The 26,300-nt window shown below is 36.9% G+C and carries 27 protein-coding genes; 25 read left to right on the top strand and 2 right to left on the bottom strand.

Annotated features, from left to right (window positions below; genetic code table 11):
* Positions 1-52: 52 nt before the first annotated feature.
* Positions 53-811 carry an SDR family oxidoreductase gene (locus tag AEA09_RS09980; RefSeq protein ID WP_053583691.1) on the bottom strand — a complete coding sequence of 253 codons (759 nt, stop codon included), beginning with the start codon at positions 809-811 and terminating at the stop codon, positions 53-55.
* A 148-nt stretch (positions 812-959) separates the two neighbouring features.
* Between AEA09_RS09980 and AEA09_RS09975 the strand changes: the two genes are divergently transcribed.
* The 14 genes from AEA09_RS09975 (at position 960) to AEA09_RS09910 (ending at position 13,905) form a co-directional block, all read left to right on the top strand.
* Positions 960-1,523, top strand: coding sequence for a TetR/AcrR family transcriptional regulator (locus tag AEA09_RS09975; RefSeq protein ID WP_053583690.1), 564 nt, complete (start codon positions 960-962; stop codon positions 1,521-1,523).
* 76 nt (positions 1,524-1,599) lie between these two features.
* Entirely contained in the window at positions 1,600-2,331 is a 732-nt protein-coding gene (locus tag AEA09_RS09970) for an N-acetylmuramoyl-L-alanine amidase (RefSeq protein WP_053583689.1), read from the top strand.
* A 437-nt stretch (positions 2,332-2,768) separates the two neighbouring features.
* On the top strand, positions 2,769-4,187 hold the full coding sequence (locus AEA09_RS09965; protein ID WP_245622826.1) for a vWA domain-containing protein: 1,419 nt from the start codon (positions 2,769-2,771) through the stop codon (positions 4,185-4,187).
* A gap of 598 nt (positions 4,188-4,785) precedes the next feature.
* Positions 4,786-5,103, top strand: coding sequence for a PadR family transcriptional regulator (locus AEA09_RS09960; protein WP_053583688.1), 318 nt, complete (start codon positions 4,786-4,788; stop codon positions 5,101-5,103).
* A gap of 366 nt (positions 5,104-5,469) precedes the next feature.
* Entirely contained in the window at positions 5,470-6,000 is a 531-nt protein-coding gene (locus tag AEA09_RS09955) for a DUF2812 domain-containing protein (RefSeq protein ID WP_053583687.1), read from the top strand.
* A gap of 46 nt (positions 6,001-6,046) precedes the next feature.
* Positions 6,047-6,298, top strand: coding sequence for a DUF2812 domain-containing protein (locus AEA09_RS09950; protein WP_053583686.1), 252 nt, complete (start codon positions 6,047-6,049; stop codon positions 6,296-6,298).
* A gap of 11 nt (positions 6,299-6,309) precedes the next feature.
* Positions 6,310-7,215: an ABC transporter ATP-binding protein gene (locus AEA09_RS09945; RefSeq protein WP_053583685.1), complete on the top strand. Its 906-nt coding sequence runs from the start codon at positions 6,310-6,312 to the stop codon at positions 7,213-7,215.
* A complete protein-coding gene (locus AEA09_RS09940; RefSeq protein WP_053583684.1) occupies positions 7,202-8,443 on the top strand; it encodes an ABC transporter permease in 1,242 nt (413 codons plus the stop codon). Before AEA09_RS09945 ends, AEA09_RS09940 begins: the two co-directional genes overlap by 14 nt.
* A gap of 323 nt (positions 8,444-8,766) precedes the next feature.
* Positions 8,767-9,942, top strand: coding sequence for a toxic anion resistance protein (locus AEA09_RS09935; protein WP_053583683.1), 1,176 nt, complete (start codon positions 8,767-8,769; stop codon positions 9,940-9,942).
* Between the two features lie 174 nt (positions 9,943-10,116).
* Positions 10,117-10,653 carry a hypothetical protein gene (locus tag AEA09_RS09930; RefSeq protein WP_053583682.1) on the top strand — a complete coding sequence of 179 codons (537 nt, stop codon included), beginning with the start codon at positions 10,117-10,119 and terminating at the stop codon, positions 10,651-10,653.
* Between the two features lie 291 nt (positions 10,654-10,944).
* A complete protein-coding gene (gene rarD / locus AEA09_RS09925; RefSeq protein ID WP_053583681.1) occupies positions 10,945-11,850 on the top strand; it encodes an EamA family transporter RarD in 906 nt (301 codons plus the stop codon).
* 322 nt (positions 11,851-12,172) lie between these two features.
* Complete coding sequence (locus AEA09_RS09920; RefSeq protein ID WP_053583680.1) at positions 12,173-12,883, top strand: cytochrome c biogenesis CcdA family protein; 711 nt, start codon at positions 12,173-12,175, stop codon at positions 12,881-12,883.
* A 50-nt stretch (positions 12,884-12,933) separates the two neighbouring features.
* Positions 12,934-13,305, top strand: coding sequence for a response regulator (locus AEA09_RS09915; RefSeq protein WP_053583679.1), 372 nt, complete (start codon positions 12,934-12,936; stop codon positions 13,303-13,305).
* A 102-nt stretch (positions 13,306-13,407) separates the two neighbouring features.
* Positions 13,408-13,905 (top strand): CcdC family protein, encoded by a 498-nt coding sequence (locus AEA09_RS09910; RefSeq protein WP_053583678.1) that lies wholly within the window; start codon positions 13,408-13,410, stop codon positions 13,903-13,905.
* A 131-nt stretch (positions 13,906-14,036) separates the two neighbouring features.
* On the opposite strand, the gene AEA09_RS20630 is transcribed toward AEA09_RS09910, so the two are convergent.
* Complete coding sequence (locus AEA09_RS20630) at positions 14,037-14,198, bottom strand: TAT-variant-translocated molybdopterin oxidoreductase (protein WP_425412003.1); 162 nt, start codon at positions 14,196-14,198, stop codon at positions 14,037-14,039.
* A 319-nt stretch (positions 14,199-14,517) separates the two neighbouring features.
* Here AEA09_RS20630 and AEA09_RS09905 point away from each other — a divergent pair, with 319 nt between their 5' ends.
* The 11 genes from AEA09_RS09905 (at position 14,518) to AEA09_RS09855 (ending at position 26,223) form a co-directional block, all read left to right on the top strand.
* Positions 14,518-16,707, top strand: a complete 2,190-nt coding sequence (locus tag AEA09_RS09905) for a helix-turn-helix domain-containing protein (protein WP_053583677.1) — start codon at positions 14,518-14,520, stop codon at positions 16,705-16,707.
* 237 nt (positions 16,708-16,944) lie between these two features.
* Positions 16,945-17,355, top strand: a complete 411-nt coding sequence (locus AEA09_RS09900; protein WP_053583676.1) for an acyl-CoA thioesterase — start codon at positions 16,945-16,947, stop codon at positions 17,353-17,355.
* A gap of 324 nt (positions 17,356-17,679) precedes the next feature.
* A complete protein-coding gene (locus AEA09_RS09895) occupies positions 17,680-18,552 on the top strand; it encodes a branched-chain amino acid ABC transporter permease (RefSeq protein ID WP_053583675.1) in 873 nt (290 codons plus the stop codon).
* 18 nt (positions 18,553-18,570) lie between these two features.
* On the top strand, positions 18,571-19,611 hold the full coding sequence (locus AEA09_RS09890) for a branched-chain amino acid ABC transporter permease (protein WP_053583674.1): 1,041 nt from the start codon (positions 18,571-18,573) through the stop codon (positions 19,609-19,611).
* 2 nt (positions 19,612-19,613) lie between these two features.
* Positions 19,614-20,381: an ABC transporter ATP-binding protein gene (locus tag AEA09_RS09885; RefSeq protein WP_053583673.1), complete on the top strand. Its 768-nt coding sequence runs from the start codon at positions 19,614-19,616 to the stop codon at positions 20,379-20,381.
* Positions 20,381-21,103, top strand: a complete 723-nt coding sequence (locus tag AEA09_RS09880; RefSeq protein ID WP_053583672.1) for an ABC transporter ATP-binding protein — start codon at positions 20,381-20,383, stop codon at positions 21,101-21,103. The genes AEA09_RS09885 and AEA09_RS09880 overlap by 1 nt, the downstream gene beginning before the upstream one ends.
* A 47-nt stretch (positions 21,104-21,150) precedes the next feature.
* The gene (locus tag AEA09_RS09875) at positions 21,151-22,317 is read left to right on the top strand and encodes an ABC transporter substrate-binding protein (RefSeq protein WP_053583671.1); all 1,167 of its coding nucleotides are present in this window, start codon (positions 21,151-21,153) and stop codon (positions 22,315-22,317) included.
* Between the two features lie 156 nt (positions 22,318-22,473).
* On the top strand, positions 22,474-23,703 hold the full coding sequence (locus AEA09_RS09870) for an FAD-dependent oxidoreductase (protein ID WP_053583670.1): 1,230 nt from the start codon (positions 22,474-22,476) through the stop codon (positions 23,701-23,703).
* Between the two features lie 39 nt (positions 23,704-23,742).
* Positions 23,743-24,291, top strand: coding sequence for a hypothetical protein (locus AEA09_RS09865; protein ID WP_053583669.1), 549 nt, complete (start codon positions 23,743-23,745; stop codon positions 24,289-24,291).
* Between the two features lie 277 nt (positions 24,292-24,568).
* Positions 24,569-25,447, top strand: a complete 879-nt coding sequence (locus AEA09_RS09860) for a 3-hydroxyacyl-CoA dehydrogenase family protein (protein ID WP_053583668.1) — start codon at positions 24,569-24,571, stop codon at positions 25,445-25,447.
* A complete protein-coding gene (locus AEA09_RS09855; protein ID WP_053583667.1) occupies positions 25,444-26,223 on the top strand; it encodes an enoyl-CoA hydratase/isomerase family protein in 780 nt (259 codons plus the stop codon). Before AEA09_RS09860 ends, AEA09_RS09855 begins: the two co-directional genes overlap by 4 nt.
* Positions 26,224-26,300 lie beyond the last annotated feature (77 nt).

Here is a 26,300-nt window from a genome sequence, read left to right as displayed (position 1 = left end):
AATTAAAAAATGCACGCACTGGATTTGTTCCATGTGCGTGCTTCTTTACATGTTAAAAAGCTGTCCAGCCACCATCAGCTGTTACTACTTGTCCATTTACAAAGCTAGATTCGTCAGAGCCTAAGAAAATAGCAAGTTGTGCAATTTCTTCTGGTTGTCCAACACGAGGATTAATAGCCATACCTAAACTTTGACGAGCAGCTCCTGTTTGACTGATATTTGACATCGTAGAGCTGATGTTTGTCATAACAGCACCTGGTGCAATGCCGTTACAACGAATGTTTTTATCTGCATACATAAATGCTGTGTTTTTTGTTAAGCCAACTACAGCGTGCTTAGAAGCCGTGTACGCAGCACCTGCGCGAGCACCATATAATCCACCAGCAGAAATATTATTAACGAATACACCGTGACCTTGTGCTAAGAAAATGTCTGTTGCCATACGCATTGAGCGCATTACAGCAGTTGTATTTACGGCAAATACTTTGTCCCAACGCTCGTCAGAAATTTCTCCGACAGGCTCCATACCGTCCATAATTCCTGCATTGTTCACTAGAATATCTAATTTGCCAAACGCATTTTTTGTTTCATCAAATAAACGTTGTAAGTCTTCTGTAGATGCGACATTTGTTTGTATAGCGATTGCCTCGCCGCCAGCTGTTTGAATAGCATCTACAACAGCCTGCGCTCCTTCTAGATTTAAATCAGAAACTACTACTCTAGCGCCTTCTTTTGCATAACCTTCAGCGATAGCTTTCCCCATACCAGAAGCTGCGCCTGTCACGATTGCTACTTTACCCTCTAATCTCATTCAAAAGACCTCCCTAAATTCGATATTAATTGAACATGTGTTCATTAAAAATTATAATACTTGTGGAAGCGATTACAATATACAGAAAACAAAGAACTGTTCAATAATCAACATATCTAGAAAATCTGTTCAATAGGGGATGAAAAAAATGGTCGTCCATGATTTAAGAGTAGTAAAAACAAAACAGGCTTTGCACACAGCACTACTAACATTGTTAAGTGAAAAGCCTTTAGAAAACGTTACAATTGCAGAAATCTGTCGTGTGGCAAAGGTTAATAGAGGAACATTTTACTTTCATTATGAACAAAAAGAAAAGCTATTTGAGGAGTACTTTAAAGAAATCATGACGGATTTACAGAATTCCTATGAAGAGCCTTACCGCGGAGTCACGACCTTAAATACAAAAGAGCTTGATCCGAATACGGTCCGTATTTTCCATCATATAGAGCGTTTTAAAAAATTTTACCGAATTGTTTTTTCGAAAAATGTGCCACTAACCTACTATTACATGTTATTTGATGAAATCCAATCTCTGTTAAAAAGAGATCTGGCTCAACGTGTTAACCGTGAAATCTCAATCGATTTTTATAGTGCATATCAGGCGAATGCAATTATTGGCATGATACTTGAGTGGTATCGCAGTGATTTTGAAGAAAGTGCCAGCTACTTAAATGAACAGCTCGTCGCTGTATTAAATTTGAAATTCATTTGAAATTTCACCATATAAAATGTCCCTTTGTTATTTATAAACCTGTATATAGTTGGTAAATGACGGGGAGATGATGCAAATGATTACTATAAGCCCAGGACATTGGCGTATTGGTTCAGGCGCCAAGGATATTATTGATGAAGTTGGACAAGCAAGAAGAGTTGTAGATCGTGTCGCCCAGCTACTAACAATGCATAATGTACCGACGACAAAAATTGAAGACAATGTGTCACAAAGTCAGTCAGAAAATCTACGTTATCTTATTCGTCAACATAACGCTACAAAAAGAAAGGTTGACGTCAGTATTCATTTTAATGCAAGCAACGGTCGGATGCAGAAAGGAATTGGGACAGAGGTGCTCTATTATGATGCGTTGTCCCTGGCTACTACAATGAGTAAGGGGATTTCGGATGCTTCAGGACTTAAAAATCGCGGAGCAAAACAGCGGAAAGAGTTGACCTTTTTACGTGATACAAAAATGCCTGCCATCCTTATTGAGGTTTGCTTTGTTAATTCGATGGAGGACGTAAAATGCTATGAACAGCATTTTGAAGCAATTTGTACGGAGATTGCCTCGGTTCTTGCGAAATTTGTTGGCTTTGCTTGGAACGATGATGGTAGGAAGTTGGCATTTTCAACAATTGCTTTAACTGAAAAAGTAGATGATTTATTGAAGGATAACGAGTGGAAGCGGCAAGTCATTGACAAAGGTATTGAAATGGATGCATTTTCACCAGTGTGGAGGACACGGCAAGTGAACGATCTCGATTTTTTAGGACTCTGCGCCATGCTTGCAAAGAAAATAATATAAGAACGAAGCTGTCCAATTTGTAACATACATTTTGGATATTTTTTATAGGAAAAGGTGTTTCAGAAACATTTTGAGAAACCTCTATATAACGATTATTTCAGTTATTGCATAGTAACACGTACTACTTGATTCATCTTGCTAGTAACTTTTGTTCTTTTTAGCGTAAATGCCACGATTGAAATACTCAGTGTTACGGCAATGATGATGCCCAATGATCCACTATTATTACGTAGGCTTTCAGCGCTTCAACCACAAATTAGTATAGTTTCCCCTTCCTTTCTCCTAAAATCCGTTCCTTAATTTCGGAATAAACAGTAAATAAAGGAGGCTTATTTACTATTTTTATATAAAACTGTTAGAAAGAAATAGTAAATAATGTAAACTTATGGTGTGTCTATTTATGTGTCAATATAATTGTAATGATGGGGGTGTTTATTTTGAAAAGAAGTATAAAAATATTGTTTTTCATAATAGTATGCCTAAGCTTACTAAGTGCATGTAGTGAAAAGACAGAAGAATCAAATAGTGGTGAAGTGAATAACACAGGAAAAAAGGGAAAAGTAGAGGAAATAGTTGATGAAAAAATACCAGAGGCTGCAAGAAGTATAGAATTGATCATCGAACAAAAAGCAGGAAAGCTCGTTGAAAAGCATATCGAACCTGAACTAGAGGTCATCGGCGTCATCGACTTTTTCCAGTATAGGAATTTTGTTCAGGATACTTTTTATCCAATTGCTCATAAAGAATTGGAAATCTATTTTGATAAGAATCGAAATTTAACAAGTGAGCAAATCTATGATTACCTCGTTTATCAGCTTGGGTCTGGCCAATATAAATCCTACTATGAGCAGCTCATTTCCTATGAACATGGCTATGTGATGCCAAAATTGCCAGACGGAGAAGATGAAATTGAAGTGGTAAAGAAGCAGAAAAAGACAAATGTCGTCCTATTAATGGACGCGAGTGGAAGTATGAAAGCGAGCGTAAATGGCGGTGTAAAAATGGAACTTGCGAAGGAGAGCATTAAGAAGTTTACTGAACAACTTCAAACAGACACAAATGTTGCCTTGCTTGCCTACGGGCATAAAGGGTCTGGGAAAGAGGCTGATAAGGACTTGTCATGCAAAGAAATTGAAACGCTATATCCATTAAGTTCTTATGAAAGCAACTCTTTTACGAATGCCATCAATTCCTTTTGGGCAAACGGATGGACACCTTTAGCTGGCGCTATTGAAAAAGCAAATGAACTATTAGCCGATTATAAAAAGGAAGAATATAAAAATATTGTTTATATTGTTAGCGATGGGATTGAGACTTGTGGTGGTGACCCTGTTGCAGCTGCCAAGAAGTTGAATGAAAGTGATATAGAAGCAATGGTGAACATTATTGGATTTGATGTCGATGATAAAGGACAAAATCAATTAAAGCAAGTTGCAGAGGCTGGGGGAGGTAGTTATTCAACAGTTCGTAATCAATCGGAATTCGAGGATGTCATTATAAAGAAATGGAAGCCGGATATTTTTCAAGTATTTTCTATGCAGGGAGTCACGTTGCGTGAAATTGTTGATCACAAGGAACGTCTCATTCATATTCACGGTAAACTTTATCATGCTTCTGAACGTGAAGCTCAACGAATGACGAATGCAGTGTATTTTTTACAGGACGGGGAGTTCTTTAGTAGAGAAGTAGAGAGTGAAGTAGTAGAGCGTATTAAAAAAATGCAGATTATGCGTAATGACCACTTCACCCAAATAAAAGACGAAAAGGATGCAGAGGCAAGGCAGGCAGAGGAAGAAATAGATAGCGCGGTTCAAGCTTGGAAAGAAAAGTGGTCTAAGGAATTGGAAAAAGAGTAACCTGGAGGGTCTATGTTCAATGGGGAACTGTAGCATTGATCAATAGAACTCCACAAAAACATATGAAACAATACAAAATTCACTACGACAAATGGAATATGTGGACTTTGCTGATTGTTTTAGAAAAGAGTATCATTTCTTATCCTAAATAACACTATTCGTTACACCTAACAGGTTGATTATGGTCAGATACCGCCATGATTGTCCTGTTTTTGTTGTCTTCATTTTCTATAGGTTATTACAATTTTGTTACATCTATAAGTATACACACCTCAATTGGGATACGTAAATTAAATGTGGTGGACCAAGGAATAAGCGCAACAGGCATCTTGTTTTATGGCACTGACATTGCGATTGGCAAAGGCATAAAAGCAGACGCAGAAAACTAACAATAAAAATACTGATTCAATTGTGCCAACAAAGAATAAAGACTAGGAGACTCTAGGTACGAAATTGGCAGCAAACTTCACTAGGATGTGATTAATATCTACATAAAGTAACCAAGTGAAATAATAATTGACAACTATATCGACTGCTGATATATTTTAGTTATATCGTCAGTCGATATATTGTTTGGCGATATAGAGGAGGTTTTTTCATGACACAGGAGCATCCGCCATTAACAGAGGGCGTTTATTATATTTTATTGGCATTATACGAGGCACGTCATGGCTACGGCATTATGCAATTGGTTGAGGAACTGAGTAACGGGCGTGTACGTCTAGGAGCAGGCACGATTTACGGGGCCATTAAAACACTGCAAGAACGAGAGTGGATTGAGGCGTTAGAAGGTGATGGTCGTAAGAAGGAATACATCATAACAGACAGTGGAAAAAAAGTCGTCGAATACGAAATTTTAAGATTAAGGGAACTTTTTGACAATGGTATCCGTATAACGAAAGGTGAGAAGGCATAAATATCGCAAGAAGAATTAGAATGGTGTAAGCCGCTTGAAGAGATTAATTAATAATTTTGTAATCTTCAGTTATTAAGTGTGTAGATTACTTTGGAAATATTGTCTTTTTCAGAAAACTTGCAACGGACAAGAAAAAGAACTTAATAACATCCCTTACATGATTGATTTTACCGAATTTAAAAATTGTCTCACAGGGACAACGAGAGGATTATCGAAGTTAGCGACAGAATATGACGCATTTACGGTGATTACATTCGATCTGTTATTAGTCATCCTCTTTGTAGTACCATCCATTCGTCTTGCTAAGCTACTTAAAAAATGAAAAAGGAACTTGATGCGTATACAAAATAAGGAGGCTCTTAACATATGAAAAAGATAAAATTTCGCTTTTTTATAGATCATGAAAATGAAGAAGAATGGGTAAATGATATGGCCGAGCAAGGCTGGCATTTAAAGAAATTTTGGCCATTTGTTCATATTTTTGAAAAGGGGAACCCTGGTGAATACATTTACCGTAATGAGATGGTGATAGCACGGAAAAATGATTATTTTGAGTTTTTGGAGATGATGGATGTAGAGCATGTACATCGATTTGGTATATGGTCTTATTATCGTAAAAAACGAACGGATGGACCTTTCGATATTTATTCAGATTCGAAAGATAAAATCCGATACTTATCTCAAATAAATCGCGTACTCTTGGGGGCCTGCATTTTAAATGTTTTGATAGTCATTTTGAACATGCGTTACCTATTTCAACTTAATGAAATAACAAAAAGCCATTTGACTGGTATTTCGTTAAATTTATTCGTCACGATTTTGTGTTACATAGCAATTCATAAAAATAGTAAACGAAAAAAAACATTGAAGGAAACTCAAATTTTATTTGAAGGATAAAATGGAGACTTACTGTGTTGTGGGCAATTTTATGGGGGGGAGCGCAATGAACATAACGAGTATGCGATTCTTTAGTGATGATCAAAAGGAAGAAGCATGGATAAATGAAATGTCTGCACAGGGTTGGCATTTGAAAAAGTTTTTCACTATATTTTTTACCTTCGATAAAGGGGAACCAGGCAAATATATATACCGCAATGAATATGTGGGGGGCAAGAGCCTAATGCTAGTTGCGATATATAAAGTACTAAAAAGACGTAAAGTCACGAAAAATAATTTGATGTTATTTGAAGAATAGGAGGATGGACGATGACATTACAATTACAACATGTCACGAAAAAGTATAAGGATTTTATAGCAGTTGATGATTTGAATTTCACGATTGAAAAAGGTGAGATTTTCGGACTGATTGGGCAAAACGGTGCAGGGAAAACAACGACGTTCCGTTTGATTTTGGATTTACAGGAAACAACTGCGGGCACGATTATGTGGAATGGCAAGCCGGTCAACAGCATAAATCGTGACGTACTTGGGTATTTACCTGAGGAACGTGGTATTTTTCCGACGATGAAAGTCGAGGAGCAACTGTACTTTTTCGGTGAGCTACGTGGCATGAAGAAGGCCGAGCTAAAAAAGGAAATCGATTTTTGGATTGCACGATTTGATTTGGAGGAAAAGCGCAAAGATAAGGCAGAGACTCTGTCGAAGGGGAACCAGCAAAAGGTACAACTGATTGCGAGTTTTATCCATAAGCCACAGTTTTTAATTTTAGATGAACCTTTTAGTGGGCTCGATCCGCTTAACAAAGATTTACTGAAAGATGCCATTTTACTGTTAAAAGATCAGGGCACAACGATTTTGTTCTCGAGTCACCAAATGGATAATGTCGAGGAGTTATGTGATCATCTTTGCTTGTTAAAACGTGGTGTATCGTTATTTTCAGGTAGTTTACTAGACTTGAAGAAACAGTATGGAAAAACTAAATTGGCTGTGCGATCCGATTGGTCTACTACCGAACTACTGAAATTAGAAGGTGTCAAAGATGTACATGTGGAAAAAGAGCAAACGGTGTTAATGCTTGAGGATGAGCGTTTTGCACAAAGTATTTTCAATCAGCTTTCAAACGGCAAATATATTGAAAAATTCAGCTTAGATTATTTAACGCTCGATGAAATATTTAAAGATAAGGTAGGTGGCAGCGTTGTCGAAGTTTAATTTATTAATGAAGCAATTGTACATGTCGAAAATTAAATCCAAATCTTTTGTGTTAATGACACTACTGTATCTCGCTATAATGTCTGTTGCTATTTTTTGGTCAGATATTAAGGAACTCTTTACAGGTGATGACGAGGCGCAAAAAATTGCTATCATCAATGATACGACGGCTGATTTAAGCGGCATTTTTGTATCAAATGGTGATATGGAATTTGTGCAGAATGAAACGAATAAAGACGTTTTAGTAAAACAGGTAGAAGATGGAGAAATAGCAGCAATTGTTGAAGTAAATGATAAAGATGGTCAATTACATGCTGAAATCGCAACATTTACACCGTTAAAGTTAAATGATCAATCGACGATTTCTTCGCTCTTACAATATGCAGGACAGCATTATGCGGTACAGCAATTGTCCTTGTCTCCAGAACAAGCTGCTCAAATTATGGCGGCAGAAACGATTATTACGAATAAAAATTTAGATGAGTCCACTGCTGATGGGAAGAGTGAAGAAGAAAAGCAAGCAGGACAGTTTGTTTCCTATGCGGTTGGTATTTTAATCTACTTCTTTATTTCAACTTTCTTATCGATGATTACAACTGAAATTGCATCTGAGAAAGGCTCACGAGCGATGGAAATGCTGTTAGTTAGTGTTAAACCGTCTACACATTTTAAAGCGAAAATTGCAGGGGTACTACTACTGGCAATCACACAAATGGTCATTATTTTCGGGGTATTCTCACTTTACGCGAAGTTTGCAAAAGACGGTGTTATTTGGGATATGGCGGCAAGTATCATTCAAGATTTATCGATTGGATATTTGATTTATGTAGTAGTCTTTTTACTATCAACGATTGTACTTTATTTAATTGTCGGCGCATTATTTGGTTCACTCGTATCGAAAGTGGAAGAAGCGGGGCAAGTATTAATGCCAGCAATGATGGTTACACTAGTTGGCTTTTATGTTATGTTGTCGGGGATGGGGAACCCAGATACGATTGTTATAAAAGTATTTTCTTATATTCCATTCACATCGGGTATGATTATGCCAATGCGTATCGGTGCGACTGATATTGGCGTGATAGAGCCGATGTTATCACTTGGACTATTAATAGCTACAATTGTCGTAGTATACGTATTCAGTTTATCGTTCTATAAACGCAGTGTCCTAACGTATAGCACAGGCGGCGTAATTCAAAAAATTAAAACTGTGTTGAAAGTGACAACATGATGATAAAAAGCAGCTACTTTATGTGGCTGTTTTTTCGTTCAAGTGACATTTACATGAAACAATGCGTAGTTTTTCGACAATACAGTCGTAATTCATTTTCAAACAGGCTATAATTTATGGTAAGGGATAAGGAAATGTTATTGAGTAGATCAATTGGCGCTTCGTCGATACACAAAACAGCAATCATGATTCCTATTAACTTGAAGTCATCTAAACACACATATACAAAAAGTGACAATGATTTTGTAATGCTAGTACAAATGAAACCTTTTTCAACTTCCAATCGTATTAAAAAGTAGATATTAATTGCAGGGGGTATTACCATGTCAGAATTCAACAATGATTTATTCAAATCAAAAGATCCATTCGCTACAGAAAATCCATTATTACAACAACAGCCAAATCCATTATTACAGTCCGCACCAGCGCCGACACCAACGCTTGTTTCTGAACAAGAGCTATCGCAAATCGCGAAAAATCAGCTCGCTTTAAAGCAAGATCCAGAAGTGCACGCACTCGCGCAAAAAATTGACGTAAAAGATCAAATTGCATTGCTAGAGCTTGGGAAAGAAACAGCAAGTGGTATTTCTACGTTTTCAGATAGAATGCTTGCTACGATGAAAGCAAGTAAGCTTGAGGAATCGAGTGTGCTGTTAAATAATTTAAATAAAATTATGGATAAGTTCGACCCGAAAGATTTTACAGAGGAGAAAAAAGGTGGCTTCCTCACAAGACTTTTCAGTAAAGGGAAGGAACAGCTAGAAAGAATCCTCTCTAAATATGACAGCATGAACAAGGAAATCGATGTGATTTTCAATGAAATACAAAAATATGAGGTTGAAATGAAACGCAATACCGTAGACCTTGAACATTTATATGACCAAAACTTAAACTACTTCCAGACATTAAGTAAATATGTAGCGGCAATTGAAGTGAAGGCAGATCAAGTGCGTGCGACACTACCTGCACTTGAGCAAAAAGCGCAGTCAGGTGATCAAGTAGCGGCTATGGAATATGAGACTCTGCAACGCGCGATTGATTTACTTGAGCAGCGTCGTTATGACTTAGAAATGGCGCAGCAAGTGTCGTTCCAATCAGCACCACAAATTCGATTAATGCAGCAAGGGAATAATCACTTAATCGGCAAAATTAACTCGGCATTTGTAACGACGATTCCGATTTTCAAGCAAGGCCTTATTCATGCGGTTACATTACAACGTCAAAAGCTTATTGCGGATTCAATGACTGAGCTAGATCGCCGTACGAACGAAATGCTAGTGCGCAATGCTGAAAATATAAGTAAAAATAGTGTCAATATTGCACGTACAGCTGGTAGCCCAAGCATTAAAATTGAAACAATTGAAACAACATGGCAAACAATTATGAGCGGTATTCAAGAAACGAAGCAAATCCAAGCGGAAACAGCGAGAAACCGTGAAGAAGGCCGTAAGCGTATCGAACAATTGCAGTTGGAATATGAAAAACTAAAAAAAATGTAAGTGTGAAGCTCTTTGTGCCAACAGCGTACAAAGAGCTTTTTACTTTGACAAAATGAATAAAAGAAATTATGATGATACATAAATGAGAATGATTATCAAAATCGAAGGAAGTTAAAGAATGTTAAAGAAAGTAATACCATTACACAAACATCTTTGTGATGGAGTGAATGACCGATGATTAATAAAATGGACCAATTAGCATTATTCTATGAAACGCTGCAAGATGGAACGCTTGCTGTAAAGGCAACCGACACTTTAATGCTGGTACCACAAGATCGCTACAAAGAGCTATTGCGAATAGAAGCATTATACAACGCTATTCAAGAGGGTTTCGGTGAAAAGCAATACGTATTAGAGCAAGAACGAAAAAACTTGAAAAAACAAAACGATGAACTCGCTAATGATATAAAGAAATTGAAGCAGCGAAACGCAGTTTTACAAAAAAAGTTAACGGAGAATAACTGCATTGTTGATGAGATGAAAGAGCTTCGCAGCCAAAATACAGAATTACTGATTGAGCTAAGTAAATTCACTGTTTTTTCAAAGGAAACACTTTCAGGACCTTTAAAGTCAATGATTCGTGATTTACGCGAGCAGGGCGTAGGCATTAAAGAAATTCATATTCGCATTAAACGTCAGATTAACCCTGATATCAGCTACAGTATGGTGAGAAAATACATTTCTGAACTTGAATCCAAGAACAAAGAATAAATGCAGTCTAATCGTTTTTATTTCCTGTTGCAGGCGTTACATGCCAGTGCCCGTAAAAATTAGATGAGAGTCTAACTTTTACGGGGCAGTTCAGTATACAGGATGCTTTTAAAATCGTAGAATCAAGCGTACATATTGAAAAACTGTAAATAAACTCTTTTCAGTTTATTTAAATTACTCGTTTAGACGTAGAAAGCCAACAATCTCTAATTGAGCATTTACAGCTTTCTGGTTAAGTCCTATAATTAGTCTAATCTGCAGGGATACAACTAGAGTAGGAGAAAAAGAGCAATGTCAAACGAGAAAAAAGGGGTATGGGCTGCGTTTTTAGCATATGCCATCTGGGGAGCCTTCCCACTTTATTGGAAAATGCTTGAGCATGTAGAAAGCATGGAAATATTATTAGGACGCGTGATTTGGTCCTTCATTTTTACGGTAATTGTAGTGATACTAATTGGTAAGCGGAAAGAGTTACTAGCCGATCTAAAATACTTATGGACGAATAAAAAGATATTTTGGATGCTAGCAGGAGCTTCTTTTTTCATTTCGATGAACTGGTATTTATATATTTGGGCTGTAACGCATGATCATATTATTGAGACAAGCCTTGGGTATTATATTAATCCGTTACTATCGGTTATTTTCGGTGTTATCTTTTTTAAAGAAACGCTTAACCGCGCACAGTGGGTAGCGACTGGTATTGCCTTTATCGCCGTTATTATTTTAACGGTCAATTATGGCTCTATCCCTTGGGTAGCCTTACTTATCGCGCTATCATTTGCTGTTTATGGCGTATTGAAAAAGAAAATGACGTTCGAAGCAACACGAGGTTTAGCAATAGAAACCTTGTTCATCTTGCCATTTGCCCTTGGCTATTATGTCTATTTATTTATGACTGAGCAGGCATCATTTTTACATGTCGATGTAAAAACGGATCTCTTGATGATTGTGAGTGGGGTTGTAACAGCCGTGCCGTTAATTTTATTCGCGAAAGGGGCACAAAATATACCGTTATACTTATTAGGGTTTATACAATATGTGTCACCAACGACCATGTTAATTTTAGGGGTAGTGTTGTATAAAGAACCATTTAGTGATGTAGAATTACTAGCATTTAGTATTATTTGGGCAGCCTTATTATTGTTTTCAGGCTCGAAAATTCTTGAAACAAGAAGGGCTCATCATAAATCTGCTTAAACAAGGACATGTAGAAGGATTTTCTACATGTTCTTTTTCATAATTTCAAGGTTCGCTAGCGATGCGTAGTAAATTAGATGGGGAAGAAGTGCATTAGCATTACTGTTAAAAATAGAAATAATCCCTTTGCAACCAAATAAATACAATGTGTATTGACAGATAATAAGGGCGGGCGCATACTACAGAAGTACCACTTAGGTAACGTTTCAATAGATTGTTTTTACCACACGATTTCGACATGAAACGTTCACAGGCAAGAAGTGCGCTTTTTCACTACTTTTTTGGTACGATGTAGGCAGTAACTGTAAGGAGAGAGAAAAATATGGGAACTGATATTAATGTATTTCTAGCCTTTGGTGCTGGATTTTTAAGCTTTATCTCACCGTGTACCCTCCCGCTGTACCCTGCTTTTTTATCATACATAACGGGTATGTCGTTAGATGAGCTGAAATCTGAGCGAGGCATGATGCAAAAGCGAGCGATTTTGCACACACTATTCTTTTTACTAGGATTCTCAATTATTTTCATTATGATTGGTCTAGGTGCATCCTTAGCAAAGGAGTTTTTCCTTAATTATCAAACATTATTACGTCAGACAGGCGCTATATTAATCGTCTTTTTTGGTTTAATGATTGTCGGCTTATTGCAAATTGATTTCTTTATGAAGGACCGTAAATTCCAATTTAAAAGTCGGCCATCTGGTTATTTCGGATCGGTACTAATTGGTATAGCATTTGCGGCTGGTTGGACACCTTGTACGGGTCCAATTTTAATGTCGATTATTACATTAGCTGGGGCAAATCCTAGTTCTGGCTTCAGTTATATGTTTGCCTACTTTTTAGGCTTTGCGATTCCGTTCTTTATTTTATCATTCTTCATCTCACGTATGACTTGGATTCGTACGCACAGTCAAAAAATTGTTAAAGTTGGCGGTTTTGTCATGATTGTGGTTGGGGTGTTATTATTCTTTGATGGTTTAACGTATATCACACGCTTATTACAGCCGATTTTTGGTGGATTTATAGGCTTCTAATCTGCTAGACTTAAAGTAATAAATTATTTTAGTACAAGGGAGTTTAGTACATGCCAACAGTTTTAGTTGTAGATGATACGTTGTTTATGCGTGTCGCAATTAGTAATATGTTTAGTGAATGGGGCTATGAGGTAGTTGGGAATGCAGTCAATGGCAAGGAAGCTGTGGCTATGTATCGAGAGTTACAACCAGATCTAGTGACGATGGATGTCACGATGCCTGTCATGACGGGCATTGCTGCTGTAAAAACGATTATTCCAGAATTTCCAAACGCAAAAATTATTATGATTACTGCGTTGGGCCAACAAAAATTAATCCTAGATGCCATTGAGAGTGGTGCAAAAGATTTTATTACGAAGCCTTTTGAGCCGGAAAAGCTAAAGGCTGCTGCTGATCAATTAGTGGGTCTACATAGTTGTTAATTACTAAGCTTGAAAAAAATCTGAACGCATTTTTTTGTACCGAAAGCGTAATAGCAGGTATAATTACGGAGATGCAAAATTGATAAATAGAGGAGGATTTTTATGTTTAGTAGTATACCTTCTCAATATTATGTAATAGGTTCTACTGTAATGGCCATTGTAATGGGTAGCTTTGTGATGTTTGTACGAATGAGAGCATCCAAAATGCCTACAAATGAGAAGAAAATTATCATTCCACCGATTGCGATGTCTTCGGGAGCGATAATGTTTTTATTTCCAGAATTCCATGTACATCCAATGCAGATTTTAGAAGCTGCAGCTGTCGGTATATTGTGCTCGACAATTTTAATTGCCACATCTAAATTTGAAGTAAAAGGCCAAGATATTTATTTAAAACGATCGAAAGCATTTGCCTTCATTTTAGTTGGACTTTTAATATTCCGTGTCGTAGCGAAAATACTGTTAAGTAACTCCATTGATATTGGCGAATTAGCAGGTATGTTCTGGATTTTAGCATTTGCGATGCTTGTACCATGGCGTATTGCCATGCTTGTTCAATTTAAAAAAGTGAAGAAAACAATACTTTCTAAGACAGTGTAATGTAGGAGAAACTACATTAGAATTCGTTGGTGTATTCAGATAGTAGATAAAAGGCAATTGGAATGATTTCATTCCAGTTGCCTTTTTTTATAGAATTTCGTGTGTATTAGCTCCAATGTGATAGAAAAGGGTTAAAGAGAAACAAGAGGGTTCTCTTTGAGAAGATTAATTGTTTTTTTAAGCTCTTTCCAACCCTGATATGTACTAAAGAATTCATCGTGTAAGAACTCCGTTACTTCTTCATCATCTTCGATTAACTTTAATCCAAGCCATACTTTTTTGAATTCATTAATAATTCATTAGGGTCGCTAATTCTATAAAGTATACAAAAAGCTACAAATAATGCCGTCATTAGATTAATAACAGCATTTGTGCTGCTTTTATTAATTCTGGAAATTTGTTAGAAAACGATAAATTTGTGTTTGCACTTTTTTTATCTCGTATATGAAATTCTTTCATAATGTGTGCCTAATACTTCAATATGATGTCGTTTAGTGTAGATAAATCTAAGTCCTTATCCATTAGCTTTTTTGTTCAAAAAGGGAGTACCTCTATACGTGTCGAATTAAGTTAAATACAAACAAACTGTTAGACACGTAGGGGGAACTTGACATGGGTGAGATAAAAGAAGAAAAAATTATAAATAGACTTGAACAACATTTGCGAATGACATCAAGGCAATTAATAAAAATAGGTACGGAAGAAGAAGCGATTCATTATTTAATAGATTCATTTAAATCAGAGCTATATTGCGATTTTGTTGGTGTAATTTTGGCGGAGACTGGGGAATTTGTACCGAAAGCATGGGGTGGAAATGCTAATGAGTTTGGTAATGTTTTTCCTATGGAAATAGATAAATGCTCACCAGTAATATTAGAGCAAAGTTTACATAGTAAGGAAACTAACAAACGGGAAGACTGTATATTAATGACAAAGTTAAAAGAAACGGGTGTAAAAACATGGTTTACAGTACCTCTTACAGATGATGTACACCGATATGGATTTTGCATTATCGGATTTTTTACCTACGTACCTTTGCTAGAAATGGATGAAATATTTGATGAGTTCGGTAAAGATGTTGCGATTGCGATTTCTTTAGCAAGACGTAAGGATCAGCAATTAAGAAAAATTGAGGGAATTGAATGGATTAATCGAAACTTATCAATTAATCAATCGCTCAAGGAAAATATAAGTGAGTTTACTACTCGAGCTGGACTAGGGACGAATGCACAATCTGCCTGTATTTATTTATTTAATGAAAAAGAAAATTGCTTTGATTTACAAGTACCTATATATGGTGTTAAAGATTTCAATGAAAAGGTTATCGTGGGTCATAAAAATACATTTAAAGAGTACTTTTCATTCATCGAAAAATCAGGTGGTCATCAAATAACAATCCCGATTGTCGTTGATTTGAAAACAATCGGTGTTCTGCAAGTAGGAAATAAGAATGGTAATCTCCTATTTTCAGAAGACGATGTAAATACATTGAAATTATTAAGTGATCACATAGCAATTTTGCTTGAAAATGCGCTGCTTTACAATTTAGAGAAAGATCATCGTGAACGTTTACAAATCCTTCTCGACTATCAGCAAGCACTTGTGAAAGAAACGGTTGTCAATGATGATTTTCACGGTGTAACTCAAATGCTAGCTGAATTATATTGTGGTTCAGTGATTTTATTGGATCGTTTTTACCATCCTTTATCATACAAAATAGAAGAAAGTGAATTAGGGGATATTGGTAAGTTGAGAGAGGTATTGGAAAATGAGCGTATTAGGACAGGGACGTTTAAAGTATTGGAACCAGGCGGGCCTCCTTTTTTGATTTCGCCAATCAATGGTGTGAATGCGCTATTGGGCTATTTGGCAATTTGTATAAACAATGGAGATCTAGATGAATTTGATCAATTGACGGTGGAGCTTTCAAGAAATATTTGTTCCATTCAATTCATCAAGCAGAAACTTGTGTTGGATGCGGATAAACAGGCCAAAGATACATTGATGGGAAAATTACTTGTGAAAAACATTGAAGATGAACAAAGTATTTTGCAATATGCAAATCTTTTTCAATGGGATATTTTTAAGCCTCATCGTGTCGCAAATTTGTCAATCGAGTTGGCTGAATCTGAAGTAGCCGGACTGAATTTATTTGAGCAAACAGCAAAAAAATCGATTGTGTGGGATTACATTAATGAAATTATTACGCTGAAATCGCAGAAAATTTTAATGGCTACATTTAGTGAACACTATTTATTCATAGTGCCGGTAGAGGATGAAAAAAATCGCAAACAGTTCTGGGCGGATTTTTATAAAAGGGTTAGGAAAGCAGTATCCAAAAGTTTGATAAAGTGTGAAGTTCACTTAGGTATTGGGAGTAAGGTAGAAAATATGAATGAGTACTCCAGTAGTTATGAACAATCATTACAAGTACTAAATGTCGTTAAAAGTAGATTTAAATCCAAGGGCTATTCACTGTTTGAAGAAATAGGATCATACACAATATTACATGATCTAAACTTTTCAGTTGTTACCACATTTATTCATAGTCAGTTGGGCGTATTGCTTGATTTTACGGATAAAAAGAACATTGATTTGTTTCAAACGCTTAGTGTGTATTTGCGGAATAATGGCAATGCCAAAGGTACCTCCGAGGAGTTATTCATTCATCGAAGTTCATTACTTTACCGTTTGGAAAAGATTGAGAGTGTACTCGAGATAGATTTAAATGATTCGGAAACGCGTTTTAATTTAATGATGGCGATGAAGCTATATGATTTGAACCGACAAGCATTTTACTGATTTAACAATATTGATGAAAAAAAGAGAATGATTCCTACACAGTGTACGTATCAAATAAAATGATTGGAAAATATAATTACAATAACAACAAAAATTTCAAACATAATTGTTGTTGAATAGTTACGAAAAAGTGAACTATTACAAATGTTTTGTGAGAAACGAAAAGACTGTTGGATCAAGGTGTAAATTCGAAGCAAGTTCGTAGACACGATATATGCAAAATCAGGGGGTTGTATAATGGCTGTAGATTACTCGTTTAAGGTAAGGTTTGGCGATACGGATGCTGTGGCAATTGTTTTTTTTCCGAATTTTTATAGGTGGATGGACGAAGCGACGCATGAATTTTTTACTGAGTTGGGACATCCAACTTCTGAGTTATTATCCATAGAAAAAATTTCGACGCCACTTTTAGATTCTAAATGCGAATTTAAGACGCCACTTTTTTTCGAAGATGAGGTTATTGTGAAAACGGAAGTTGCCGAAATTCACAATAAAGTCTTTAAATTATCTCATACATTTTATCGTGGAGAGACATTGGTTGCTGAAGGGTACACATTACGTGCTTGGACTTCGTTTAAAGGGCAACCAAAAGCATTTGAAATTCCAGATTATATACGTAAAAAACTTATAGCTCATCAAAAAGAATGATCAGATGAGAATTGAGATAGTCTTTAAAATGCAAGAAACAATCTAAATATACAAAAGGTTGAGTGTAAGTTTTTCAGAGTCTTCTTTACTAGGAAATATAAAAGAGTCTAATAAGTTCATTTCGACTTTATGAAAGCGTTATCTTTTTGTGAGGGTCTTGTCAGAACCACAGTATCAATAACTTAATAGTGAAAGAGAAATGAACGGATGTTAGGAACGTGATCATTGTCAAAATCGACAAAAATATGAGGGGTTTATTGAGTAAACAAAAGACCTAAGGCGATTATCTTAGCCATAGAGCTATTTCGAAGGGGGTTATATCAGATGGATTTATTTTTACAGTACTTAATTACTGGACTGACTGTAGGGAGTATTTATGCGTTATTGGCTGTTGGGTTTGTAACAATTTATAACGTTACAGGAGTATTGAATCTGGCGCAAGGAGAATTTGCGATGATTGGAGCATTATCTTGTGTCACACTGGTCAATTTAGGTATCCCAATCTTTGGTGCAATTCCACTTGCGATTTTGATTACGGCCATTATCGGCTTAGCGGTTGAAAGATTGGCTATTAATCCTGCTAGGAAAGCAACACCGATAGTGTTGGTTGTAATTACATTAGGTGTTTCAATTTTTTTAAAAGGAATGGGTTTGATCATATGGGGAACATCTCCAAAATCTCTACCACCGTTAGTTGAAAGTAAGTCAATTGAGTTTATGGGGGCTGTCGTTAATTCACAAAGCTTGTGGATTCTTGTCGTATTGATTGCACATTTAGTAGTACTTTATTGGTTTTTTGAGAAAACATTTCTCGGTTCTGCATTACGCGCAAGTGAAAAAAATCCACGTGCTGCAAGCTTAATGGGGATTAACACAAGCACGATGTCTATGATTGCTTTTACAATTGCTGCTGGATTAGGCGCTATAGCAGGTGTCATGATTGCTCCGCTGACAGATGCAACATATGAAATGGGCTTTTTTATCGGTATAAAAGGGTTTGTAGCAATGATTTTCGGTGGAATGCACAGTATACCTGGAGCTGTTGCAGGGGGGTTATTATTGGGCGTCATTGAAGCATTTTCAGGCGGATACATCTCCACTTATTATTCGGACGCATTGGCATTTGGTTTCTTATTGTTAGTCTTATTTTTCAGACCACAAGGCTTGTTTACAAAGGCAACTGGAGAACGTGTTTAGTTAGGAGGGGGATATACAGTGGAGAAAGTAGAATCGATTTTATATGGAAGCCGCTGGAAAGGATTTTTGGGATTTATTGCATTGATTTTGTTATTGCCACTGGTTGTGAGTTCGCAATACGTATTTACGCTTTTGATTTTAATAGGGATTTATTGCATCATCACCATTGGTCTAAGTTTGCTAATTGGTTACGCCGGTCAAATTTCGATAGGACACGCTGCATTTGTCGGAATTGGTGCATATGTTTCCGGTGTCTTAACAGTTAAATACAACGTATCTCCATGGATCGCGATGGGAATTGGAATGGTTGTCACGTTTATCATTGCATATTTGATTGGGATGCAAGTATTAAAACTAAAAGGTCATATTTTGGCATTGGCAACTATTGCGATTAACGTCATTGTATACATTTTATTGGTTGGGTTAAGTGATTACACAGGGGGAGCTGGTGGATTAGTCGGTATTCCAAATTTATCATTAATGGGACTGGACTTAGGAAACCAATTGTACTTCTACTTCTTTGTTTGGAGTATCGTCTTTATTGTTATCTTGTTTTCTACTAATATTATTCGTTCGAGTATTGGGCGAATATTACGAAGTATTCATGATAGTGAAATCGGCACGGAGACACTAGGTGTTAATGTAACAAAATATAAAGTAGCTATTTTTGCATTAAGTGCTGTATTTGCTTCTTTGGCTGGTAGTCTATACGCGCATTACATTAATTTTATCGCACCGCCTACATTTTATATTTCATTTTCAATTTTACTTCTTGTAATGGTAATGGTCGGTGGTGTTCATTCCATTTGGGGAGCAATAATTGGAACGGCTGCGATCATGTTTTTAAATGAAGCAATTCGTTTTGTAGGACATACGTATTTCAATATTAATGGTGAAGTCGAAATCGTAGTTTATGGTTTAATCATAATACTTGTTATGATCTTCATACCTAAAGGCTTGATTGGAATATTAGACTTTAGGAAAATATTACCTATTGAAAGTTCTATGAAAAAAGATGTAACCGTTAAGGAAAATGTTGCTTCTGAGAAAGGGGTATAGATATGGGCGATTTACTCCAAGTGAATGGTTTAACGAAAAAGTTCGGTGGAGTGACAGCGGTAAATGATGTTAGCTTTCAAATCGGAGAAGGAGAAATTGTTGCTGTTATCGGTCCAAATGGAGCGGGTAAAACGACATTGTTTAATATGATTTCTTCCTATGTTCAACCGACTGAAGGAGAAGTTCTTTTTAAAGGGAAGAAATTAACGGGAAGAAAAATTTTTGACTTAGCTCACCTTGGGATCTCCAGGACGTTTCAAAACTTGCAAATTTTCAGTAATATGACAGTCTTGGAAAACGTGATGATGGGGACTTCGGTGAATTTAAAAACGAATGTTTTTAGTGCTGGATTCCGTCTTCCATCAGTAAAAAGAGATGAAGAATATGCCTATAAAGCAGCTTATGATGTACTGACGATGATGGGGATGAATGATCTATTACATGAACAAGCTGGACAACTATCTTATGGGTTGCAAAAGAAGTTGGAGTTCGCACGGGCCATTGTTTACAAACCAGAGCTCATCATGTTGGACGAACCAATGGCTGGTCTGAATGATGCCGAGACAAATACAATGGCAGGATATATAAGTGATTTAAAAGAAAAAGGACATTCGTTTTTATTTGTAGAGCATAAAATGGCAACAATTATGCAACTTGCTGATCGGATTGTGGTTCTTGATTTCGGGACTAAGATTGCGGAAGGTACTCCAGATGAAATACAGAAAAATGAAAAGGTAATTAGTGCTTATTTAGGAGAGGAGGTAATTTAATGTTCAAAGTTGAAAGTCTTAGTTCACGTATCGGGAAGATTCAAATTTTACATTCGCTCGACTTTCATGTGGACAAAGGTGAAATTGTATCCATTATTGGTGCTAATGGCGCTGGGAAAAGTACGTTATTAAATACATTAGCGGGCATTTACACACCAGTCGAAGGAAAAGTAACACTTCAAGATGATTTAATTAGTGGTCTTCCGGCCCACAAAATAGTTGGGAAAGGTTTATGTCTTGTTCCGGAGGGACGTCAAATTTTTCCTGGACACACTGTAAAGGAAAACCTGACATTAGGGATTTACTCGAAATACTATAAAGACCGGAAACATGTGGAGGAAAATTTGGAACGAATGCTGGAGTTATTTCCAGGATTGAAAAAACATTATCATAGGATTGGCGGGAATTTGAGTGGTGGGGAGCAGCAGATGCTTGCGATTGGACGTGCGCTCATGTCTGATCCTAAAATAATTCTTCTAGATGAGCCGTCAATGGGGTTAGCGCCAAAAATAGTGAATGAAATTTTGGAGATTTTAGTGCGAATTAAAGAAGAAATGGGAACAATGGTCATTTTAGTTGAACAAAATGTTAAAGCAGCGTTAAAGGTGGCTGATCGGGCATATGTAATGGATCAAGGGAAATTCATAATGAACGGCACCAATGAAGAAATCAGTTCGAATCCTGAAGTGAAATCAGCATATCTAGGAATAAAGGTAGGGTAAGCGAACCAAATGTTTTAACCAAAAAGTTGAGGGAGTTGAAGGGTTATATGAAAAAAATTCTTAAGGGTAAGCTAGTGGCTATTTTATCTTTAGTTTTTCTAGTAGTTATTGCGGGATGTGGAATTGAGAAAGAAGAGGAGACTAGCGGTGAGAAAAAAGAGGGAGGTGTTATAAAAATTGGTGTGATTGTAGCTGAAACGGGTCCAGCATCAACACTTGGTAGTGCACAGGCAAAGACTGTGGAGTTATTACAAAAACAATTAGATGAAGCGGGTCCCATTGATGGTAATAAAATTCAACTTATCAAACAAGACTATGAAACGAATGATACAAAAGCGGTAGTCGCGATGGATAAATTAATTTCAGAAGGTGTTGTAGCGGTTACTGGAGCGACTCAATCGAGTACTACGATGGCCATTATACCAAAAGCAATTGAGAAGAAACTACCATTATTTACAATTGCACCGATTCAATCGGATAGTGAGTATGTATACAGCATGGCACAAAGTACAACTGTCATTGCAATTCCGATTGTCGAATATTTAAAGAAGAATAATATTAAAAAAGTAGCATGGGTGAATGCTTCTGACGGTTTCGGAGTAACTGGTAAGCCAGCATTTGAAGCGTTAGCTAAGGAAAATGGCATAGAGATTATTGCTCATGAAGAGTTCGATGCTACTGCTACAGATATGACAATACAATTGACAAAAGTTCGTAAAAGTAATCCCGAAGCGATCATCGTTTGGTCGAGAACACCTGGAGCTGGAATTATCGCTCGTAATTTTAAAGCGTTGAATTTCGATATTCCGATGATTCAAAGTACTGCTGCCGCAAACCAAGGATTCTTGGAACAAGTAAAAGATGACAATGAAAACATTTTGGTCGTTGGTAGTAAACTAAGTGTTATAGATCAACTGCCAGATTCGGATCAAAAAGAAATGCTTAAGGCATTCAATGATTCATATGTAAAAGAATTTAATAGTAAACCAGATTTATTTGCTGCTCATCTTTTGGACGGTGTAAACGTAGTCGTAAATGCGATTAAAGCTGGTAATGTAACATCAGAAGATATTCATAATTATTTACAAAACGATTTAGGAACATATTTAGGTGCTACGGGAACATTTGATTTTGGTGTATCACAAGCAAGCCCTGAACCTGATGGAATTTCTGTTTTAAGTATCGAAAATAATGATTGGAAGTTTACTGAGTAAATGGAAAGACCTATAACAATACATATTGATATAGGTTTCTTTTTTTAAAAAATAATATTGGTATTTTGAGGTATTTATAGAATTATTTCCGTGAGATTAACCACTAAAATCAGATTGAAAACTATTTCAATTGCTTAGAAAAGGGGATGTTAATAGATGATAAATGTAAAAAAACGAAATGTAATCGTTGTAGGAGCTGGACCAGTTGGACTTATTTCGGCATTGGCCCTTCAAAATAAAGGTATATCATGTGTAGTTATCGAATCGGAAGAAAAGGATTATCCGCGAGCAGGTAGCCGGGCGATCTATATTCATGGGGCATCGTTAAAGTTGTTGGAAGAAACTTCAAAAGGTCTTGGTTTTGAATTGGCTAAAGATGGAGTTATATGGCCAATCAAAAGAACTTTATTCCGTGGAAAAGAAGTGTATGTGCGTAATTATGGGGTAACCAATACTCAAGATTCGACTAAATTACCGCATTTTGCATCGCTTCATCAACATAAGATTGAAAAGCATATTTACAATGCTTGTTCTGAGGCAGGTGTTGAATTTGTCTGGGGAGAACCTGCAAAAGATATAGATATAACAGATGAAGGCGTTAAGTTAACAACGGCTTCGGGTGAGATTTGGGAAGCAGATTATATAATCGGCTGCGACGGCGCTCGTTCTGTCGTGCGTGAACAGTCTGGAATTCAATTTGAAGGTCCACGTACGAATGATACATTCATAGTCGTGGATATTGAAGAAGATGAAAATGATCCAATGCCGATTGAACGGATCTTCCACTATCAGCACCCAGCAATGGGAAGCCGTAACGTAATGTTTGTTCCATTTAAAGGGGGCATGCGCGTCGATCTTCAACTGCTAGCTGAAGATAAGGTCGAAGATTACGGCACAGAAGAAAGTGTGAAAGAGTGGCTTCCAAAAGTGATGAATCCAAAATATGCAGAACGAGTTACTTGGGTATCCTCATACCGTTTCCATCAAGTAGTTGTCGATTCATTTACGGATGAGAAGCGTCGTATTTTACTAGCTGGTGAAGCAGCTCATTTGTTCGCTCCTTTCGGTGCACGTGGATTGAATTCTGGAATACCTGATGCAGTTATTGCAGTTCGTGGTATCGAACAGGCAATAAATGCAACAAGTGAAGAAGAACGTTGTCAAGCTATTGACGCAGCGGCCAATGAACGGAGAATTGCAGCACTGTGGAACCGAGATGGATCGACAACTGCGCTTCATCACTTACAGGGCGATTCGTTGGAAATGAATATGAAGCGCGAACTTGCAGCTTCACTCGTTTCAATCGTCCCGACGCTCGGACGCTGGCTCGATGAAGGTCCATATGGCCCGAAATTCGGTCCACCTGAACTGACAACAAAATATTAATGGTAATTAACACTTGAAGTTAAAAAGGAGGATTATCACATGGTGTTGATTAGTGAGATTAAGTTCGGTTCGAAAGCGCAGTCAATCAATGAGATAGCTGAACGATTGTCTGCTATTGATTGGTACAAAAAAGCAGGGGTTAAAGAAAAGACTGCCGAAGAAGCATTACAACGCTTTATGCAAAAATTGCAAGTGGTTGATTACGAAATTCAGTGGATAACAAAAGAGCAGACATCAGAAACAATTAGCAAGTTAACATTTGATAATAGCGAACTATGGAAAGTCTTGAGTAGTCTTCCAGATCTATTGAAAAAGAAAATTGATGAAGCTGGTCTAACAGATTTACTTAAAATAGCAGTTGAAACAGTACCGCAAGCAGTTTTTCATGCAGCATTTCAGAAAGCATTCCAAGAATTCGGTGAAGAAAAGCAAGTCAATTTCTTTGTAGGACACGCGATGTACATTGCAGTTCTTGTTTGTACAGCAGAACTTGCAGGCGAGGCGGACTCGTTTACTCCTTTGCTTGAATTGCTTGAAGCTGGGCATGTACCTGTGGGTCTGGATGGAAATACGATTTATCTATTGTAATATGGAAAAACATATTTAAACATCGTAACTTACAACAGAAAAGCTGTACCGGAGCTACTTCCAGTACAGTTTTTTTTAGTATTTATTATTGTAAAGGAAGCAAATATTGTGTCCTATTTGATCAGGGGAAAGGCAGTATAAAAGATCTTGAATTTATGTAAAGTAAGTTATTCATATTATTTGATGAAAGAAGACGTCGTTTTCCTACATTGTGTAGATACAACACAAAATGTTGTCAGTATATAATGAAAATAAAGAAAATAGTTAGGGGAGATAAATGATGATTAAGACAATTGGTGTAGTTGGCGCGGGTTCTATGGGGGCAGGTATTGCAAATCTTGCAGCATTGAATGGCTTTAATGTAGTTTTGCGAGATATTGAAGATAGATTTTTAGAAGGGGCCTTGGCTCGACTTGATAAATTTATGTCAAAAAGTGTTGAGCGAGGCAAAATGACAGAAGAGGAAAAGCAGGAAGCACTTGGGCGCATCCAGACAACTACAAAGCTAGAAGATTTGAAAGATGTCGATGTTGTTATTGAAGCAGTTCTTGAAGATCTGGATTTAAAGAAAGATGTATTCTCACAACTTGATGAGATTGTTAGAGAAGATGTCATATTAGCTACGAATACATCATCTATGTCCATAACAGAAATTGCGGCTGCAACAAAACGTCCGGATCGTGTCGCAGGTATGCATTTTTTCAACCCTGCACAACTGATGAAACTGGTAGAAGTCGTACGCGGTTACGAAACGAGTGATGATACAGTGTCTTCCTTAAGAGTGTTATCAGCTCAACTAAAGAAAGAAGTTGTGGAAGTCAAAAAAGATACGCCTGGTTTCATTGTCAATCGCATTATGATTCCTCAGTTTATCGAGGCAATTCGACTTTTAGAAGAGGGTGTAGCATCTGCTGAAGATATTGATAAAGCAGTGAAATTCGGCTTGAACTACCCTATGGGACCGTTTGAATTACAAGACTATGCTGGTGTCGATATCGGTTACCATGTAATGGAGTATTTCAACAATGAGTTTAACGATCCACGTTTTGCACCACCTTTACTAATGAAACAAATGATGAGAGCTGGTCGTTTTGGTAAGAAATCAGGAGCAGGATTTTACGACTATGAAGAAAAAAAGGAGCTAGTGAAAAAATGACATATAAATCTTTGTTAGTAGAAGTTGAAAATAATATAGCTACAATAACGATTAACCGTCCACCTGTAAATCCTCTAAATACTCAAGTTTTCAATGAGTTATCTGAAGTATTCAGCAAATTGGATGAAGAGGATGATGTTCGGGCAATTATTTTAACTGGCAGTGGTGAAAAAGCATTTGTTGCTGGTGCAGATATTTCTGAAATGGCGGGATTGGATCTTGTCGGAATCAATAAGATGAATAAAGTATCTAGAGTGGTATTCACGCAAATAGAAAATTCAACTAAGCCAGTCATTGCAGCGTTGAATGGAATGGCACTTGGTGGTGGTCTAGAACTTGCTCTAGTGTGTGACTTACGTATTAGTACTGAAAAAGCAAAGTTCGCATTCCCAGAAGTAGGTCTCGGAATTATTCCAGGCGGGGGAGGCACTCAGCGTTTACCTAAAATTGTTGGGCAGGGGATAGCGAAAGAACTCCTCTATTTTGGAGAAATGTTCGATGCTGTTCGTGCACTTGATCTGGGTATTGTAAATAAAGTTGTGCCAGCTGAAGAAGTAATGCCTGTTGCAAAAGAATGGGCAAGCAAACTTGCTCAAAAGCCACCAGTTGCCCTACAAATGGTAAAACAGGCTGTCAATGCCGGAAGTAATACAGATATTGAGTCTGGGTTAATCATTGAAGCAGCATGTTTCGGTAATGCATTTTCCACAGAAGATCGAAAAGAAGGATTGACTGCATTCGTTGAAAAGAGAAAGCCAATTTATACTGGTCGTTAACAAAACAAAAGAATAAAGAAGCGTCCATATGCAAAATCATCAGGTTCTTCATTTTCTACAAAGCCTAGTTAAGACAG

This window comes from Lysinibacillus contaminans (genome assembly GCF_001278945.1).
Lineage (GTDB): Bacteria > Bacillota > Bacilli > Bacillales_A > Planococcaceae > Lysinibacillus > Lysinibacillus contaminans.
Note: the sequence above shows the minus strand (reverse complement) of the source record. Positions and strands in the feature narration are given on the sequence as shown.

Coding starts and splice junctions, on each gene's coding strand:
- AEA09_RS09980 (WP_053583691.1), bottom strand. CDS start 811: ATGAGATTAGAGGGTAAAGTAGCAATCGTGACAGGCGCAGCTTCTGGT.
- AEA09_RS09975 (WP_053583690.1), top strand. CDS start 960: ATGGTCGTCCATGATTTAAGAGTAGTAAAAACAAAACAGGCTTTGCAC.
- AEA09_RS09970 (WP_053583689.1), top strand. CDS start 1,600: ATGATTACTATAAGCCCAGGACATTGGCGTATTGGTTCAGGCGCCAAG.
- AEA09_RS09960 (WP_053583688.1), top strand. CDS start 4,786: ATGACACAGGAGCATCCGCCATTAACAGAGGGCGTTTATTATATTTTA.
- AEA09_RS09955 (WP_053583687.1), top strand. CDS start 5,470: ATGAAAAAGATAAAATTTCGCTTTTTTATAGATCATGAAAATGAAGAA.
- AEA09_RS09950 (WP_053583686.1), top strand. CDS start 6,047: ATGAACATAACGAGTATGCGATTCTTTAGTGATGATCAAAAGGAAGAA.
- AEA09_RS09945 (WP_053583685.1), top strand. CDS start 6,310: ATGACATTACAATTACAACATGTCACGAAAAAGTATAAGGATTTTATA.
- AEA09_RS09935 (WP_053583683.1), top strand. CDS start 8,767: ATGTCAGAATTCAACAATGATTTATTCAAATCAAAAGATCCATTCGCT.
- AEA09_RS09930 (WP_053583682.1), top strand. CDS start 10,117: ATGATTAATAAAATGGACCAATTAGCATTATTCTATGAAACGCTGCAA.
- rarD (WP_053583681.1), top strand. CDS start 10,945: ATGTCAAACGAGAAAAAAGGGGTATGGGCTGCGTTTTTAGCATATGCC.
- AEA09_RS09920 (WP_053583680.1), top strand. CDS start 12,173: ATGGGAACTGATATTAATGTATTTCTAGCCTTTGGTGCTGGATTTTTA.
- AEA09_RS09915 (WP_053583679.1), top strand. CDS start 12,934: ATGCCAACAGTTTTAGTTGTAGATGATACGTTGTTTATGCGTGTCGCA.
- AEA09_RS09910 (WP_053583678.1), top strand. CDS start 13,408: ATGTTTAGTAGTATACCTTCTCAATATTATGTAATAGGTTCTACTGTA.
- AEA09_RS09905 (WP_053583677.1), top strand. CDS start 14,518: ATGGGTGAGATAAAAGAAGAAAAAATTATAAATAGACTTGAACAACAT.
- AEA09_RS09900 (WP_053583676.1), top strand. CDS start 16,945: ATGGCTGTAGATTACTCGTTTAAGGTAAGGTTTGGCGATACGGATGCT.
- AEA09_RS09895 (WP_053583675.1), top strand. CDS start 17,680: ATGGATTTATTTTTACAGTACTTAATTACTGGACTGACTGTAGGGAGT.
- AEA09_RS09885 (WP_053583673.1), top strand. CDS start 19,614: ATGGGCGATTTACTCCAAGTGAATGGTTTAACGAAAAAGTTCGGTGGA.
- AEA09_RS09880 (WP_053583672.1), top strand. CDS start 20,381: ATGTTCAAAGTTGAAAGTCTTAGTTCACGTATCGGGAAGATTCAAATT.
- AEA09_RS09875 (WP_053583671.1), top strand. CDS start 21,151: ATGAAAAAAATTCTTAAGGGTAAGCTAGTGGCTATTTTATCTTTAGTT.
- AEA09_RS09870 (WP_053583670.1), top strand. CDS start 22,474: ATGATAAATGTAAAAAAACGAAATGTAATCGTTGTAGGAGCTGGACCA.
- AEA09_RS09865 (WP_053583669.1), top strand. CDS start 23,743: ATGGTGTTGATTAGTGAGATTAAGTTCGGTTCGAAAGCGCAGTCAATC.
- AEA09_RS09860 (WP_053583668.1), top strand. CDS start 24,569: ATGATGATTAAGACAATTGGTGTAGTTGGCGCGGGTTCTATGGGGGCA.
- AEA09_RS09855 (WP_053583667.1), top strand. CDS start 25,444: ATGACATATAAATCTTTGTTAGTAGAAGTTGAAAATAATATAGCTACA.